Source organism: Erwinia persicina NBRC 102418, assembly GCF_001571305.1.
Taxonomy (GTDB): domain Bacteria; phylum Pseudomonadota; class Gammaproteobacteria; order Enterobacterales; family Enterobacteriaceae; genus Erwinia; species Erwinia persicina.
Genome location: NZ_BCTN01000008.1, coordinates 143,939 through 160,025, shown reverse-complemented (window position 1 = coordinate 160,025; position 16,087 = coordinate 143,939). Strand labels below are relative to the sequence as shown.

The window sequence follows — 16,087 nt, the reverse complement described above, 5'->3', positions numbered from 1 at the left end:
CGCATCAGCCTGCAAAGGTATTACACTGGCCGGGATTACCGCTGTCGAAACCTTTTTTGAACCAGGTATAACGCTGCTGTGAGGTGCCGTGTGTAAAGCTGTCCGGCACGACCCGCCCCTGGCTGCGCTGTTGCAACCGGTCATCACCAATCGCCTGAGCCGCATTCAGCGCAGACTCAAGATCACCGGTTTCCAGCACATTTTCCTGCTGCATATAGTGACCCCAGACGCCGGCAAAGCAGTCCGCCTGAAGCTCCATTTTCACCGACAGCTGGTTTACCTGCACACGTGAGGCACCCTGCTGCATCTCGCGGACTTTTTTATCAATGCCCAACAGGTGCTGTACATGATGTCCTACTTCATGAGCAATCACATAGCCCTGGGCAAATTCGCCACCGGCGCCCAGTTTTTGGGTCATTTCGTCGTAAAACGACAGGTCAATATAGACTTTACTGTCTGCCGGGCAGTAAAACGGCCCCATCGCCGACTGGCCGCTGCCGCAGGCAGTAGCCGTCTGGTTGCGGTACATCACCAGCGTCGGGGGCTGCCACGTTTTGTCCATCTGCCGGAACAGCTTTTGCCAGGTATCTTCTGTCAGCGCGAACACCGTGCGGGTGAACTGCGCGGCCTCATCTTCTTTCGGCGTGGTCTGACGCTGCTGCTGCTGCGCCGTCGGCGCGGCGGAGCTGCCATCCCCGGTCAGCAGTGGCGACAGGTCATAGCCATAGTAACTGGCGATCACCACAATAATCAGCAGAGCAATGCCCCCTTTGCCACGAGGAATACGTATGCGCCCACCGCCAACCGTCCCGGATTCATTACGGCGATCCTCCACATTGTCGCTTTCGCGACGCCCTTGCCAGCGCATAAGTGTTTACTCCAAATTAATAACGACAACCTGTCCGTCGATTTTAGTCGGACGTCGCAGGGAAAACCAGAAAACACGGGAATAAGAGAGGATGACAGGAAAAAGGCCGGGCAAGCCCGGCCTTTCGGCAGTATTGAGGTCGTAAGGGTATTAACCCCTGGCGGGATCAGTCGAGGGTCACACCCAGACGTCTGGCCACTTCTTCGTAAGCTTCGATCAGACCGCCCAGGCTCTGACGGTAGCGGTCTTTGTCCATCTTATTCAGGGTGTCTTTATCCCACAGGCGGGCACCGTCCGGGGAGAACTCATCACCCAGCACGACTTCACCGTTAAACAGACCGAACTCCAGCTTGAAGTCCACGAGGATCAGACCGGCATCAGAAAACAGCTTGCTCAGCACGTCGTTGGCCTGGTAAGTCAGCTCACGCATCCGCGCCAGATTCTCTTTGTTCACCCAGCCAAAGGTTTCACAGTAAGATTCATTGACCATCGGGTCGTGTTTGGCATCGTCTTTCAGGAACAGATCAAACAGCGGCGGATTGAGGATCATCCCCTCTTCCACGCCCAGACGTTTCACCAGCGATCCGGCCGCCCGGTTACGGATAACGCACTCAACCGGCACCATATCGAGCTTTTTCACCAGCGCTTCGTTGTCAGAGAGCAGGGCTTCCATCTGCGTTGGGATCCCGGCTTCCTGCAGTTTAGTCATAATGAAATAATTGAACTTGTTGTTAATCATTCCTTTACGGTCAAACTGTTCGATGCGCTCACCGTCCAGCGCTGACGTATCGTTACGGAATTCGAGTACCAACAGATCCGGGTTTTCGGTGCTGTAAACGGTTTTCGCTTTGCCGCGATACAACTCAGCTTTTTTCTGCATTTGTTTAACTCCAAACGATATAAGTGTCACTATCAGGCCGGCAGTGCCAGCCCGTTAAAATTTTGCCTGGCGGAATTATAGAGTCCGGGGATAAAAAACCGAAGCAATCGTTTACGTACAGGCCGATAAAAAAAGGCCGGAGTCTCTCCGGCCTTCTGGCTTACTTGCTGAATGCGGCCTGGAACACCGCTACCAGCGCATCATTCTGCGACTGGGTAAGCGGATGACCTTTCGGATCGAGGAACTGCAGGCTGCTACGGTTATCCAGGTCACCGACCTGTACTTTGTAGTCACCGTTGTTCAGTTCCGGGTCTTTCGCACCCAGTTCGTCAAAGGTGCTGCTGCCCGGCGCCTTGTAGGTGACGTTCAGGCTACCCTGTGAACGGTTGCTGTCAGTCACTTCCATTCCCACACGTTTCATCGTCGCGGGCAGACGCTGCCACACCACGTTGAATGGCGCACGCAGGATCAGGTTAGGCAGGCCCGTATCATCGGCACCGCTCTGAACATCAATCTGAGTTGGGCTACGGCTGGCTGCGGCATTTTCACGCCCGGTTTCCAGCTTATCCAGCCCTTCGCTGATGGCATTCACCATCTGCGCGGTATAGCGCTGGATCTGAACCGGTGAGTTCACTACTTTATCCTGCTGCTGCAGTTCCAGCAGTTTCACCGTCAGCGCCTGCTGACCGCCCTGCTGCTGTACGCTTAACTGATAACGACCACGATACTGGTTGTCTTCGTCTGCACGGTTCCACTGAACCCAGTCGGTCGTCAGGGACTGGCGGGCGTCCTGTCGGTCAGCAATCGGGAATTTGGCGGCCTGTACCACGTCAACCACCTGCGGCCAGAGAGAGCCGGCGCGTGAATCGACCAGCAGCGTGCCGGTATTGCCCGCGAACTGACTACGGGTGCCGTTCATCAGGGCCAGCGTCTGAGCCGGAGGACGAATATCCAACTGCTTACCCACCTGCCCTTTGCTGCTGACGGAAGGAATATCAAAGTCGCCATTCTGCAGCGGCATGATCATGCCCGCAGGGGCACGCAGATCGCTGAGATCGGCAGCTTTCAGGTAGGATTCGTCACCGCTCACCTGACGCTTGTAACGTTGATCGTTAGAACATGCTGACAGCAGCATCACCAACGACAGTCCCACCACTGTTGCTACCGTGGACTTTTGTACTGAGTAAGCCATTAATTCTCCCTAGATTTAAAGCAGGCCAGCGTTTTTCAGTGCCAGCTCAACAACCGGACGACCTGCATCGGTCAGCGGCGTCATTGGCAGACGCAGCGTATCGGTTGCTATTAATCCTAATTGTTTTGCAGCCCATTTCACCGGAATAGGATTCGGTTCAACAAACAGTTTCTGATGCAAGTGCATCAGGCGCTGATTCAGAAGGCGTGCCTCAGCAAAGTTACCCTGCTGTGCCAGCGCACAGAGGTTAACCATTTCACGTGCGGCGATGTTCGCCGTCACGGAAATCACGCCGTGGCCGCCCAGATGCATAAAGTCCAGTGATGTGGCGTCATCGCCGCTCACCAGCACAAAATCTTCATTTACCTGCTCTTGGATCTGACTAACCCGCGATAAGTTCCCGGTCGCCTCTTTGATTCCGATAATATTTTTTATTTTCGCCAGGCGGCCAACGGTCTCGGGCAGCAAATCCGTACCGGTACGTGAGGGTACGTTATACAGCATCTGCGGAAGATCGGTACTTTCAGCGATGGTTTTGAAATGCTGGTACAACCCTTCCTGCGTAGGACGGTTGTAATAAGGGGTGACGGTCAGGCAGCCCACGACGCCCGATTTTTCGAAGCGGCGGGTCAGAGAGACGCCTTCAGCGGTAGCATTTGCCCCGGTACCGGCAATAATCGGAATGCGACCATCTGCCAGTTCCAGCGTCAGCATAACCACGTCACCATGTTCGTCATGGCTGAGGGTGGCAGATTCGCCGGTCGTTCCTACAGAAACAATTGCCGCGGTTCCGCTGGCAACATGGTAATCAATCAGTTTTTTCAGACTCGCACGGCAGACATTACCTTTGTCATCCATCGGCGTTACGAGTGCAACAATACTTCCCGTGAACATTAGCCATCCCCTCGACAAACAAGTGCTTCATGGTACGTTTGTCCGAGCAGTAAAAGCAAGCGCATAGGGCGGCTCAAGCGCTTGTCAGCAGTTTTTTTTATGTTTACCTTATAGTTATTAGATTTTGGACAGGAAGCTTGATTTTGCCGCAGTCATCGCCACACCATCTGGTCATCACCGCCCTTGGGGTCGACCGCCCCGGGATTGTTAATGCTATCACCCGACATGTGAGCAGCTGTGGCTGTAATATTGAAGATAGCCGGCTGGCCATGCTGGGCGATGAATTCACCTTTATTATGCTACTGTCCGGCAGCTGGAATGCCATTACACTGATTGAATCCACCCTGCCGCTGAAAGGGGCGGAGATGGAGCTGCTGATTGTGATGAAGCGCACCAGCGCACGCACCACACCGCCGATGCCGGTCACTGTTTGGGTTCAGGTTGAAGTCACCGACTCCCCACACATTATTGAACGCTTTACCGATCTGTTTGATTCGCACCAAATGAATATCGCCGAACTGGTCTCCCGTACGCAACCTGCAGAGGAAAATCAGCCGCCAAGGCTCTATATTCAACTAACCGCACACAGTCCGGCCAGCCAGGATGCGTCTTTTATTGAAATGGCGTTCAACCGACTCTGTACAGAGCTGCATGCTCAAGGCACTATTAAGGCAGTTTCCCATCACGGCACGTAACCATGAGAACCCGTGTGAGAAAGTGCGCAAATTTTCCCCTAGCATGATGATAAAAACGGAGAGTAGTGATGAACCCACTGAAAGCCGGTGATACCGCACCGAAATTTAGCTTGCCCGATCAGGACGGTGAACAAGTAAATTTGACCGACTTCCAGGGACAGCGCGTTCTGGTCTATTTCTACCCGAAAGCGATGACGCCAGGCTGTACCGTCCAGGCGTGTGGTCTGCGTGACAGTATGGATGAACTGAAAAAAGCCGGGGTTGACGTATTAGGTATCAGCACTGACAAACCTGAGAAACTGTCCCGCTTTGTTGAAAAGGAGCTGCTGAATTTCACGCTGCTCTCTGATGAACATCACGAGGTCTGTGAGCAGTTTGGTATCTGGGGTGAAAAAACCTTTATGGGGAAAACCTATGATGGCATTCACCGCATCAGTTTCCTGATTGGCGTGGATGGCAAAGTGGAGAAGGTCTTTGACGACTTCAAAACCAGCAATCACCACGATATCGTGATGGATTACCTGAAATCCGCTTAATCATGTCCGGGTCGACCTTTCCGGTCGACCCGTAACAAGGTCGGCGGTGACTATTTGGCCAGCTCATCCGGCCAGGCGTGCACCACCGCTTTGACGAGGGTGGCCAGCGGAATGGCAAAGAAGACGCCCCAGAATCCCCATAAGCCGCCAAAAATGACCACCGACAAGATAATCACCAGCGGGTGCAGATTCACCGCTTCAGAAAACAGCACCGGCACCAGAATGTTGCCGTCCAGCGCCTGAATGACCAGGTAGACCACCATCATCGTCCAGAAGTCACCGGATAATCCCCACTGCCCCAGCCCGACGCCCATCACCGGGATAGTCACGACCATCGCCCCGATATAGGGAATCAGCACCGACACGCCGACCAGTACCGCCAGCAGCAGGGCGTAGTTCATGCCAATGGCGAGGAAACCCACCCAACTGACCACGCCCACGACGACCATTTCCAGCACCTTGCCGCGAATATAGTTTGATACCTGCTGGTTCATCTCCACCCACACCTGCCCCGCCAGACCGCGGTTGCGTGGCAGCACGCGGCGAATGGCGTTCAGCATCTGCTCTTTGTCCTTCAGCAGGAAGAACACCATCAGCGGCACCAGCACCAGATAGATCGCCAGCGTCATCAACCCCACCAGCGAGGCGAGAGAGTATTTCACCAGCTGATCGCCCAGCCCGCTCAGGCGGCTGCGCAGGTTTTCCACCACAATATCGATGATGCCAGCCCCCATCAGGGTGGGGAAACGGTCAGGCAGCCGCATCGCGTACTGATACAGTCGGGTCAGCATAGTGGGTAGCTCGTGGGTCAGATTGATCCCCTGCTGCCACGCGACGGGAACCACCACCAGCATCAGCACCAGCAGCAACGTGGCAAAGACAATCAGCACCAGCGTGACGGCCCAGGTGCGCGAGCAGCCCAGCCGCTCCAGCCGTACCGTTGGCCACTCCAGCAGATACGCCAGTACCAGGGCCACCAGCAGCGGAGCCAGTAGGCCGTTGAAGAAAAACAGAATGCAAAATGCTGCCAGCAGAATCGCCAGCAATGCAATCGCCTGAGGATCGCTGAATCGACGGCGATACCACTGCATTAAAAGTTCGAGCATGGGAGTCCTTGCCTGAAAAAGATGGGGAGAGTGTATCTGATACGGCCCATTCTTGCGTAATGCCGTCATGGGCGTAGAAAAATTAGTGCGGAAGTCCCTGCGCGACGGCAGGCGTTTTGTTCGCGCCGGGGGCAACGACGACCTGGTTGCGTCCCCCATTTTTCGCCTGGTATAGCGCATCATCAGCCTGTTTAAAGGTCTCTTCCATAGTGCCGTCGATCGCCGGCAGCCAGAATGCGACCCCCGCCGAGATAGTAATGTGGCCCACCCGATCGAGCGATAGCTGCTCAATACGTTTACGCACCCGATCAGCAATCACTATCGCCACTTCGCGATCGGCCCCCGGCAGGATCATCAGGAATTCTTCACCGCCGTTACGGCAGATTACATCCGTCTGCCGCGCCCCCTGCTCCAGCTGGCGAGCCACCGTTTGGATCACCGCATCCCCGGCATCGTGGCCGAACGTATCATTAACGCGTTTAAAGTAGTCGATATCCAGGGCCAGCACCGCAAAAGGCTGGCTGGTAGCCAGAAAATAGTCCAGTACGGCATTCAGGCCCCGCCGGTTGAGCAGCCCGGTCATCGGATCCGTCTGGACTTCGCTCTTCAGCCGCCCGATTTTATCCTGCATCAGGGCGATCCCGGCCAGCATAGCGCGCTTGATCTGTGACGCTTCATAGTACCAGGAACGGATGCCGTTAATCTCTTTCGACACGTTTTGCGTATCCATCTGACTGGCCTTACGTGCCAGTTGCCACAGCGGCAGCGCGATACGCTGCGCGAGGATCAGCGCAATAATCAGCGTTAACAGGGCGAAAGGCACTGAATGCTTAAGCACTTTCAGCAGCAGGCTGTTGAGCGGTGCCAGCGTTGCCTCCGTCGGTTTAAGCGTAATGATCGTCCAGCCTGCCGTCGGCACATTGGCGAAGCCCGCCAGCATCGGCTCACCGCTTTCCGTCGTCACCTGCTGGTTACCGTTGCTGGCGCGGGCGCGCACTGCCGTGCTAATCAATGGATCGATGGTTTTCCCCACCCTCTGGCGATCCTGGTGATACAGCACCTGATTTTTACTATCAATGACATACAGGGACGATCCGTCGCGGTAGAACTGCTCACCGAGCAGAACGTTAAGAATACTTCTTTTTTTCAGATAAATAGAACCACCGACATACCCCAGATAGGTGCCGGTTTTCGACCAGATGGGCCAGGAGACAAACACCAGCAGATTGTTCGCCGCAGACATGCTGGGCTGGCTGATCAGCGGCTTACGCTCGTGAAGGGCCTGTTTGGTGGCGCTGGAGCTGAGATGCATGCCCTTCAGCATCAGGGACTCCGGGGAAATCGCCCGCACCCATCCACTGGCATCAACAATCACCACGGAGTTAAAGCTGTTCGTTTGCTCACGCAGGCGATCGACTTCATCCTGCAGGGTCGCGTCATTATCCAGACCGTTCCCCAGCACTTTGGCGCTGTAGGAGAGCTGCGACTGCGCCAGTTGGAAAAACACTTCAGTGGTCGATGCCAGTTTGGTGGCATACACCCGGTTTGATTCCAGCGTATTTTCGATCAGCACATCACGCTGTACCCGCCAGCTGGCGTACAGTGAGTTAGCAAGGGTGATCACAATACTGGCGACCGCCAGCAGGGTAATGAGGGTACGCAAGTCCGTTTTGGGGCGCGAAAGCCTCAGCATGGACTCACCCCGGTGAGTAACATCATTATCAGCGCCTTATATTTTTTATGCGCGTTATGCCCAAAGAGCGAAGAGAGATTAAGTGCGATTTATGCCCTGGTTAAGCACGGGCCAATTGTACACCTCTCAGCCGATTTGGGAATATTCTGAAGCCCTCAGAGCCAATAATTATTTCACTTAAGGCAGGAACGTGTTCGCCGGAAGGCGGGCCGGCGGCCCGCTGAGAAGCATTACATCGCCAGGAAGGCATAGCCCTGGTTTTCAAGCGTGGAAACCGTCGTCGGGCTGGATAATGCGTGAGTCACTGATTTATCAATCCACTCACTCTTATAGTGGTGGAAGGCGACAGACTGATCGCAGACGGACACATCGACCCCTTTTTCCCGCAGCGCGGCAATCAGCGGCAGGTTGGGATTATCCCTGCCGAACAGCCGGTGGTACTGCGCGTTGTTCAGCATGGCGGGCGTACCGTCACCGGTGACTGAAACCACAAACTTCAGTTTCTCTGCCGGCACCCCGGAGGCAACGTACAGGTTGACCACGCGGGCTACCCGCTCCAGCCCGAGATTGGGATCGTCAGGGCTGTTTTCCGCTTTGGTGATCTGAAAGACGATCTTATTGCTGTCGTTCAGATTCGGCCGGTAAGCGACCTCAGGCTCGTAGTGTATTTTGCCATAGCCCTGAATGGCAGGCGTGGACCAGAAGCCCGCCGGATCGCTGACCGGTTCCACGCGGTTGGCGAGTTTATCGATCAGTTCAGGGGCTTTAGAAAAGCTGGCACCCACAAAACCGGCAACCACCGCAATCAGCACACAGGAAATCACAGAACGCATAGCAACACCTCTTGTAAGAGCACATCGTCATCTCTGAGATATAACACAGCCCTGACGCCCCTCTTACCGGCCATTCTTACCTCTGGCGCGCAGTGGTTGCCTGCTGAAACCATCAGTAGTGCATACTGTGCGGAAACCGTAATGCATGGACCGTTCTGCCGCTGCCGGCTCACTACCACGGTTAACTGCGGTAGCCGGTACCGCCTCAGTCGGACTCAAACGGCTCAGGCAACATTGCCCCCTGCGGTTAGCATATTGGCTGGGCCTGCCCGCCGGGCGTCAGGAACCTGTCGGCTGAAAATTTACTTATGTTTCGCGCGCCGCGCCGGACGCTGCATCAGGTTTTTTTCAGAGTAAACCCTATCATTTTTCATATTTTTATCAGTCAATTTGAATGAAATCATCTAAGACGAAACCTCATGCTGGCAGGAAAGGCCGCTATCAGGTTCTGAAAACAGGGATAACGTCCTGAAAGACGATGCAGATGCTGTTCAGTTTTTTAAGGCAAGATTTCGTCTGTTATGCGGCAGGGGATCCCCCGGGCGTGATTAAGCCATTTCATTCGCCCCGGGCTGTGGTTAAGATGGGGAATGAGTGCGTCGTTTTACGCGCAAAGAGAACATTTCGGCACGTTGCCGGTCAGAAATTGAACCTCCTTGTTAGGGTTTGCGTATGTTCATCCGATTAAAGAAAAACCTGCTGGCAACGTTAATGGTGACACTGCTGGCGGGCAGTCAGCTTCCGGCCCACGCTGATATCAGCGATAATCTGCCGGATATTGGTACGACGGCAGGCGGTACCCTGTCAATTAATCAGGAACTGGCGATGGGCGATTTTTATGTACGCCAGCTACGCGCCAGCGCGCCCATTATTAACGATCCCCTGCTGAACCAGTACATTAATCAGTTAGGCCAGCGACTGGTGAACCATGCCTGGTCGGTCAAAACACCCTTTCATTTTTATCTGATCCGCAACGATGAGATTAACGCCTTTGCTTTTTTTGGCGGCAACGTGGTGCTTCACTCCGCGCTGTTCCGCTACAGCGATAACGAGAGCCAGCTGGCTTCGGTTATGGCGCACGAAATATCTCACGTCACCCAGCGCCACCTGGCGCGCGCCATGGAAGAGCAACAGCGTAATGCCCCGCTGACCTGGGTGGGTGCCCTGGGGTCAATTCTGCTGGCAATGGCCAGCCCGCAGGCCGGTATGGCGGCCCTCAGCGGCACTCTGGCGGGGGCCCAGCAGGGCATTATCAGTTTCACCCAGCAGAACGAACAGGAAGCCGACCGTATCGGCATCCAGGTATTACAGCGTGCCGGGTTTGACCCGGAGGCGATGCCGGACTTTCTGCAAAAACTGGCCGACGCCTCCCGCTTTGCCTCTAAGCCGCCCGAAATGCTGCTGACGCACCCGCTCCCTGACAGCCGGCTGTCAGATGCCCGTAACCGCGCCAATCAGATGAAACAGGTTGTGGTGCAGTCATCGCAGGATTTCTACATGGCAAAAGTCAGGGCGCTCGGCATGTTCTCAACCGGGCAAAACCAGCTCACCAGCGACCTGCTGACCAGCCTGACCAATGGCAACAGCCGCGAGCAGGCGGCGGCGCTGTATGGTAAAGCGGTGCTGCTGCTGGGGGAGAGTAAATACCAGCAGGCCAGAAACATCATTGCGCCGCTGCTGGCGAAACAGCCGGACAACATCTGGTATCTGGATATCATGACGGATATTGATATCGGGCTGAAGCAGCCGCAGCAGGCAATCAATCGTCTGCTCTCCGCCAAAGGCGTGAACAGCAATCCGGTATTGCAGCTCAACCTGGCGAATGCCTACGTCGAGGCTAAACAGCCCGCCAGTGCCAGCAAAGTCCTGTACCGCTACACCTGGGCGAATAAAGACGATCCGAACGGCTGGGGCCTGCTGGCTCAGGCCTCTGCCGATCAGGGGCTGACGGATGAAGAGCAGGCAGCTCGGGCGGAGGATTTGGCGTTAAGCGGTCAGCTTGATCAGGCGATCCGCAGCCTGAGCAGCGCCAGCGCGGCGGTCCCACTGGGCAGCCTGAAACAGGCACGCTATGACGCCCGCATTGACCAGCTTCGCCGGCTGCAGGAACGTTTCCGCCAGTATCAGAAATCGTAATGACAGAAAGGGAAAACCATGTCTGAGGTTCAGATTTACCACAACCCACGCTGCTCGAAGAGCCGTGAAACCCTCGCGCTGCTGAAAGAACACGGCGTGGAACCGCAGGTCATCCTCTATCTGGTGACACCGCCGGCAGTAGCGACACTCAGCAGGCTGGTGCAGCAGCTGGGATTCACCAGCGCACGCCAGCTGATGCGGACGAAAGAAGTGCAGTATAAAGCGGCAGGTCTGGACGACCCGGCGCTGACGGAGGCGCAGCTGCTGGCCGCGCTGGCGGCGGAGCCGACGCTGATTGAACGTCCGATCGTGGTCGCAGGCGATAAGGCGCGCATTGGCCGGCCGCCGGAGCAGGTGCTGGCTATCCTGTGAGCGTCAGGGCAAAAGCCGCAACTACAGGGTCAGCGTCTCTTTGACAAAAGGAATGGTCAGCTTACGCTGGGCGCTGATAGAGGCCTGGTCGAGCTGATCCAGCGTCACAAACAGCGTGCGCATTTCGCGATCGAGCCGTTTCAGCAGGAAGCGGCCCACATCTTCGGGAAGCTCAAAACCACGCAGCTTCGCCCGCAGCTGTAACGCCTGCAGTTTGTCCTCATCCGACAGCGGCTGCAGCTTATAGATCTGCCCCCAGTCCAGACGCGATGCCAGATCGGCCAGCTTCAGATTCAGCTGGCGAGGGGGACGATCCCCGGTGATCAGCAGCCGCGTTTTCCCGGTCTCCAGGATACGGTTATAGAGATCGAAAATCGCCATTTCCCACGGTTCATCCCCGGCAATACACTCGATATTATCGATGCAGATCAGCGCGAGCTGCTCCATGCCGTCGAGCACTTCAGGGACAAACCAGGTGCGTTTATCCAGCGGGACATAGCCCACGGCTTCACCTTTGGCCGACAGTTCAGCGCAGGCGGCGTGCAGCAGATGGCTGCGTCCTCCTCCTTCGCGAGACCAGAAGTAAAAGTAGCTACCGTGTTGCTGATGCAGCGCGCCCTGAAGGGCAGCCAGCAGCGACGGATTTTCCCCCGGCCAGAAGCTGGCAAAGGTTTCGTCGTCGGGCAGGTAAAGTGGCAGTGAGAGCTGTGCCGGCGTGTTCAGATTCACCTCAGGTTTTGAGCAGGCAGAAAACGGTAAAATTCTAACACAACTCGCCCGGGATCATGAAACGCTAAGGCTGCCTGAGCGGCAGGTTAGCGGGACAGCCGCGCTGGCTGCCCCGATCCGGCTTACTTCGCGCCGTTACCGTCGTCCGGCAGCTCGATCACCTCTTCTTCGCTGCGCAGCAGGGAAATCGCTTTAAAGATCAGACTCAGTCCGACCCCAACGACGGTGGCCAGGGCCATGCCTTTCAGTTCAGCGGCACCAATGTGCACCTTCGCCCCGCTGACCCCAATGATCAGGATCACTGAGGTCAGGATCAGATTTTGCGCTTTGTTATAATCGACCTTGGATTCGATCAGCACGCGGATGCCTGATGCGGCTATCACCCCGTACAGCAGCAGCGACACCCCACCCATCACCGGCACCGGCACGGCCTGAATAGCCGCGGCCAGCTTGCCGACGCAGGAGAGCAGGATCGCCAGAATCGCCGCGCCGCCGATCACCCAGGTACTGTACACCCGGGTGATTGCCATCACGCCAATGTTTTCGCCATAGGTGGTGTTCGGCGTGGAGCCAAAGAAGCCGGAGAAGATGGTCGAAATGCCGTTGGCAAACATGGAGCGGTGCAGGCCCGGATCTTTCAGCAAATCTTTCTTCACGATATTGGCCGTCACCACCAGATGGCCGATATGCTCGGCAATCACCACCAGCGCCGCAGGCAGGACGGTAAAGATGGCATACCATTCAAAACGCGGAGTGTAGAAGGTCGGCAGGGCGAACCAGTGCGCCTCACGCACTGGCGTCCAGTCAACGATGCCCATGCCGAAGGAGAGCGCATAGCCCACCAGCACCCCCACCAGAATCGGGATGATGGCCAGAAAACCCCGGAACAGCACCGAACCAAAGACCGTCACCCCCAGCGTGACCATCGAAATAATAATGGTTTTACTGTCAGCCGCACTGCCATCGGCAGGGAGCAGACCCGACATATTGGCCGCGACGCCCGCCAGCTCGAGGCCGATCACGGCCACAATCGCGCCCATCGCGGCCGGTGGGAACATCACATCCAGCCATCCGGTGCCGGCTTTCTTGACGATCAGCGCCACCAGGCAGAACAGCACACCGCACATAATAAAACCGCCCAGCGCCACTTCATAACCCAGCGGCAACAGCAGTAACACCGGGGAAATAAAGGCAAAGCTGGAGCCAAGATAAGCCGGAATTTTGCCTTTGCAGATAAACAGGTACAGCAGCGTACCGATACCGTTGAACAGCAGCACCGTGGCCGGATTGATATGGAAGAGAATGGGTACCAGTACCGTCGCGCCAAACATAGCGAACAGATGCTGGAAGCTGAGTGGAATAGTCTGTAGCAGCGGTGGCCGCTCGTGTACGCCAATTGCGCGACGCGTCATGATTTCATACCCCTTGCCTTTCCTGAGCTGTAAAAAAACCGACTCTATGGTCGGTTTGTTAATAAAAATAATCGATTACTGCACAATTTCTGCCGCGGTAAGGATCGGGCAGACCAGGCGTTATCGTCGCAGACCGCATGGACAGGGACAATCGCCTGGCACATCGTTTATTTCGTCCCGAAGATCTTGTCGCCGGCATCACCGAGGCCAGGGATAATATACCCCTTCTCGTTCAGGCCCTGATCGACGGAGGCAGTATAAACTTCAATGTCCGGGTGAGCTTTTTCCAGCGCAGCCAGCCCTTCCGGCGCCGCCACCAATACCAGTACCTTGATACTGCTGCAGCCGGCTTTCTTCAGCAGGTCGATGGTGGCGATCATGGATCCACCAGTGGCCAGCATCGGGTCAACAACCAGTGCCATGCGCTCTTCAATATTGGAAACCAGCTTCTGGAAATACGGAACCGGCTCCAGCGTCTCTTCGTCGCGATATACGCCGACCACGCTGATACGCGCGCTGGGCACATGTTCCAGTACGCCTTCCATCATACCCAGACCTGCACGCAGGATGGGCACAACGGTAATTTTTTTACCTTTAATCTGCTCAATCTCAACCGGGCCGTTCCAGCCTTCGATGGTGACGGTTTCGGTTTCTAAATCGGCAGTGGCTTCATAAGTCAGCAGACTTCCCACTTCTGACGCAAGTTCACGGAAACGTTTGGTGCTTACGTCATGTTCCCGCATCAGACCCAGTTTATGTTTGACCAGCGGGTGTTTGACTTCCACGATCTTCATTGTTGTACTCCCGGAGTGTTAAGCTGCAAAAAAAAATCGCGAGATTATAGCGCCATTTAACCGCTGCGCCATATGACTTCGTGCAATACTTTTCATCTCTCCTGCAAGCCCCCTAAGAATTAGCTAAAATCTGACTATCCGCAATAGCGCTTAAGATGGCACTCGCAAACGTTTGCCTGCGCTGTTAGAATTGCCGCGCTTAAAACAGCCACAACACCAACCGCAAAACGCGTGGGGATTCCGCAGTGACCGACAAAACCTCTCTCAGCTATAAAGACGCCGGCGTAGATATTGATGCTGGTAATGCTTTAGTCGACCGTATCAAAGGCGTAGTGAAAAAGACCCGCCGCCCTGAAGTCATGGGTGGACTGGGCGGTTTCGGTGCCCTTTGCGCACTGCCGCAAAAATACCGTGAGCCGATTCTGGTTTCCGGCACTGACGGCGTCGGCACCAAGCTGCGTCTGGCGATGGACCTGAAACGCCATGATACTATCGGTATCGATCTGGTCGCCATGTGCGTCAACGATCTGGTGGTACAGGGTGCAGAACCGCTGTTTTTCCTTGATTATTATGCTACCGGCAAGCTGGACGTTGAAACAGCGGCCAGTGTGATCACCGGCATCGCCGAAGGCTGTTCGCAGTCGGGCTGTGCGCTGGTGGGCGGTGAAACCGCTGAGATGCCAGGTATGTACCACGGTGACGATTACGACGTGGCAGGCTTCTGCGTCGGCGTGGTTGAGAAAGCCGACATTATCGACGGCAGCAAAGTGGCCGATGGTGACGTTCTGATCGCCCTGGGCTCAAGCGGCCCGCACTCTAACGGCTACTCGCTGGTGCGCAAAATTCTGGAAGTCAGTCACACTGACCCGGACACCACCCAGCTGGAAGGCAAATCGCTTGCCGACCACCTTCTGGCCCCGACTCGCATCTATGTGAAAAACATTCTCAGCCTGATCGAACAGGTTGATGTGCATGCGATTGCCCATCTGACCGGCGGTGGCTTCTGGGAAAATATTCCGCGCGTCCTGCCGGATAACACTCAGGCCGTGCTGTCCGAATCAAGCTGGGAATGGCCGGCCGTATTCGGCTGGATGCAGCAGGCGGGCAACGTCAGCCGCTTTGAAATGTACCGCACCTTTAACTGCGGCGTCGGCATGGTGATCGCGCTCAGTCCGGCGGATGCCGACAGGGCCGTACAACTGATGACAGATGCCGGCGAGAAAGCGTGGAAAATCGGCGTCATCAAAGCCTCTGACTCTGACGAGCGTGTGGTTATTAACGCATGAAGCGCATAGTCGTGCTGGTTTCCGGCAATGGAAGCAATTTACAGGCAATCCTGGATGCCTGCCAGCAGGGGCGGATTAACGGCAGCATCGCTGCCGTGTTCAGCAATAAGGCAGAAGCCTTTGGTCTGGTGCGCGCACGCGATGCCGGTATTCCCGCCCATGCCCTGTCTGCCGCGCAGTTTGCCGACCGTGAGGCGTTTGACCGCCAGCTGATGCTGGAGATCGACGCGTATGCTCCCGATCTGGTAGTGCTGGCCGGGTATATGCGCATTCTCAGCCCGACGTTTGTGCTGCACTACGCCGGACGCATGCTCAATATCCATCCTTCGCTGTTACCCAAATACCCGGGGCTGCATACGCACCGCCAGGCGATTGAGAACGGTGACGATGAGCACGGCACCTCGGTGCATTTTGTTACCGAAGAGCTGGACGGTGGCCCGGTGATCCTGCAGGCGAAAGTGCCGGTATTCAGCGATGACAGTGAAGACGATGTCACCGCCCGCGTACAGCATCAGGAACATGCCATTTATCCGCTGGTGGTCGGCTGGTTTATGGATGGCCGTCTGGCGATGCGCGACGATGTGGCCTGGCTTGATGACCAGCCGCTGCCCCCTGCCGGACATGCCCTGGACTGAAGAATGACGGGCGGATCGCCTCCGCC

The 16,087-nt window shown here is 55.9% G+C and carries 16 protein-coding genes; 6 read left to right on the top strand and 10 right to left on the bottom strand.

Translation table 11 applies throughout. From position 1 onward, the window contains the following. Positions 1-4: 4 nt before the first annotated feature. The 4 genes from ypfJ to dapA form a co-directional block, all read right to left on the bottom strand. On the bottom strand, positions 5-868 hold the full coding sequence (ypfJ, locus tag EPE01S_RS10965; RefSeq protein ID WP_062744787.1) for a KPN_02809 family neutral zinc metallopeptidase: 864 nt from the start codon (positions 866-868) through the stop codon (positions 5-7). 166 nt (positions 869-1,034) lie between these two features. Beyond that, complete coding sequence (gene purC, locus EPE01S_RS10960; protein WP_062744785.1) at positions 1,035-1,748, bottom strand: phosphoribosylaminoimidazolesuccinocarboxamide synthase; 714 nt, start codon at positions 1,746-1,748, stop codon at positions 1,035-1,037. Between the two features lie 160 nt (positions 1,749-1,908). Then, positions 1,909-2,940: an outer membrane protein assembly factor BamC gene (bamC, locus tag EPE01S_RS10955; RefSeq protein ID WP_062744783.1), complete on the bottom strand. Its 1,032-nt coding sequence runs from the start codon at positions 2,938-2,940 to the stop codon at positions 1,909-1,911. A 15-nt stretch (positions 2,941-2,955) separates the two neighbouring features. Beyond that, positions 2,956-3,834: a 4-hydroxy-tetrahydrodipicolinate synthase gene (gene dapA, locus EPE01S_RS10950; RefSeq protein WP_062744781.1), complete on the bottom strand. Its 879-nt coding sequence runs from the start codon at positions 3,832-3,834 to the stop codon at positions 2,956-2,958. A 143-nt stretch (positions 3,835-3,977) separates the two neighbouring features. Between dapA and EPE01S_RS10945 the strand changes: the two genes are divergently transcribed. After that, positions 3,978-4,529: a glycine cleavage system transcriptional repressor gene (locus tag EPE01S_RS10945; protein ID WP_062744778.1), complete on the top strand. Its 552-nt coding sequence runs from the start codon at positions 3,978-3,980 to the stop codon at positions 4,527-4,529. Positions 4,530-4,597: 68 nt separating this feature from the next. Next, positions 4,598-5,065, top strand: a complete 468-nt coding sequence (bcp, locus tag EPE01S_RS10940; RefSeq protein WP_062744775.1) for a thioredoxin-dependent thiol peroxidase — start codon at positions 4,598-4,600, stop codon at positions 5,063-5,065. Between the two features lie 50 nt (positions 5,066-5,115). Here bcp and EPE01S_RS10935 read toward each other — a convergent pair whose 3' ends face one another. The 3 genes from EPE01S_RS10935 to EPE01S_RS10925 form a co-directional block, all read right to left on the bottom strand. Further along, on the bottom strand, positions 5,116-6,171 hold the full coding sequence (locus EPE01S_RS10935; protein ID WP_062744771.1) for an AI-2E family transporter: 1,056 nt from the start codon (positions 6,169-6,171) through the stop codon (positions 5,116-5,118). A gap of 82 nt (positions 6,172-6,253) precedes the next feature. Beyond that, positions 6,254-7,864 carry a sensor domain-containing diguanylate cyclase gene (locus tag EPE01S_RS10930; protein WP_062744769.1) on the bottom strand — a complete coding sequence of 537 codons (1,611 nt, stop codon included), beginning with the start codon at positions 7,862-7,864 and terminating at the stop codon, positions 6,254-6,256. A 230-nt stretch (positions 7,865-8,094) separates the two neighbouring features. Continuing rightward, positions 8,095-8,697, bottom strand: a complete 603-nt coding sequence (locus EPE01S_RS10925; RefSeq protein ID WP_062744767.1) for a DsrE family protein — start codon at positions 8,695-8,697, stop codon at positions 8,095-8,097. Between the two features lie 672 nt (positions 8,698-9,369). On the opposite strand from EPE01S_RS10925, the gene bepA reads away from it, so the two are divergent. Together bepA and arsC are read left to right on the top strand one after the other, a co-directional pair. Beyond that, on the top strand, positions 9,370-10,833 hold the full coding sequence (gene bepA / locus EPE01S_RS10920; RefSeq protein WP_062744764.1) for a beta-barrel assembly-enhancing protease: 1,464 nt from the start codon (positions 9,370-9,372) through the stop codon (positions 10,831-10,833). Between the two features lie 18 nt (positions 10,834-10,851). Continuing rightward, positions 10,852-11,205 carry an arsenate reductase (glutaredoxin) gene (gene arsC, locus EPE01S_RS10915; protein ID WP_062744762.1) on the top strand — a complete coding sequence of 118 codons (354 nt, stop codon included), beginning with the start codon at positions 10,852-10,854 and terminating at the stop codon, positions 11,203-11,205. Positions 11,206-11,226: 21 nt separating this feature from the next. On the opposite strand, the gene hda is transcribed toward arsC, so the two are convergent. The 3 genes from hda to upp form a co-directional block, all read right to left on the bottom strand. Beyond that, a complete protein-coding gene (hda, locus tag EPE01S_RS10910) occupies positions 11,227-11,934 on the bottom strand; it encodes a DnaA inactivator Hda (protein ID WP_062744759.1) in 708 nt (235 codons plus the stop codon). 122 nt (positions 11,935-12,056) lie between these two features. After that, positions 12,057-13,346, bottom strand: a complete 1,290-nt coding sequence (uraA, locus tag EPE01S_RS10905; RefSeq protein ID WP_062744757.1) for a uracil permease — start codon at positions 13,344-13,346, stop codon at positions 12,057-12,059. Between the two features lie 167 nt (positions 13,347-13,513). Then, a complete protein-coding gene (gene upp / locus EPE01S_RS10900; RefSeq protein ID WP_062744755.1) occupies positions 13,514-14,140 on the bottom strand; it encodes a uracil phosphoribosyltransferase in 627 nt (208 codons plus the stop codon). A 245-nt stretch (positions 14,141-14,385) separates the two neighbouring features. Between upp and purM the strand changes: the two genes are divergently transcribed. After that, positions 14,386-15,426: a phosphoribosylformylglycinamidine cyclo-ligase gene (gene purM / locus EPE01S_RS10895; protein ID WP_062744752.1), complete on the top strand. Its 1,041-nt coding sequence runs from the start codon at positions 14,386-14,388 to the stop codon at positions 15,424-15,426. Next, the gene (gene purN, locus EPE01S_RS10890; protein WP_062744750.1) at positions 15,423-16,061 is read left to right on the top strand and encodes a phosphoribosylglycinamide formyltransferase; all 639 of its coding nucleotides are present in this window, start codon (positions 15,423-15,425) and stop codon (positions 16,059-16,061) included. The genes purM and purN overlap by 4 nt, the downstream gene beginning before the upstream one ends. Positions 16,062-16,087 lie beyond the last annotated feature (26 nt).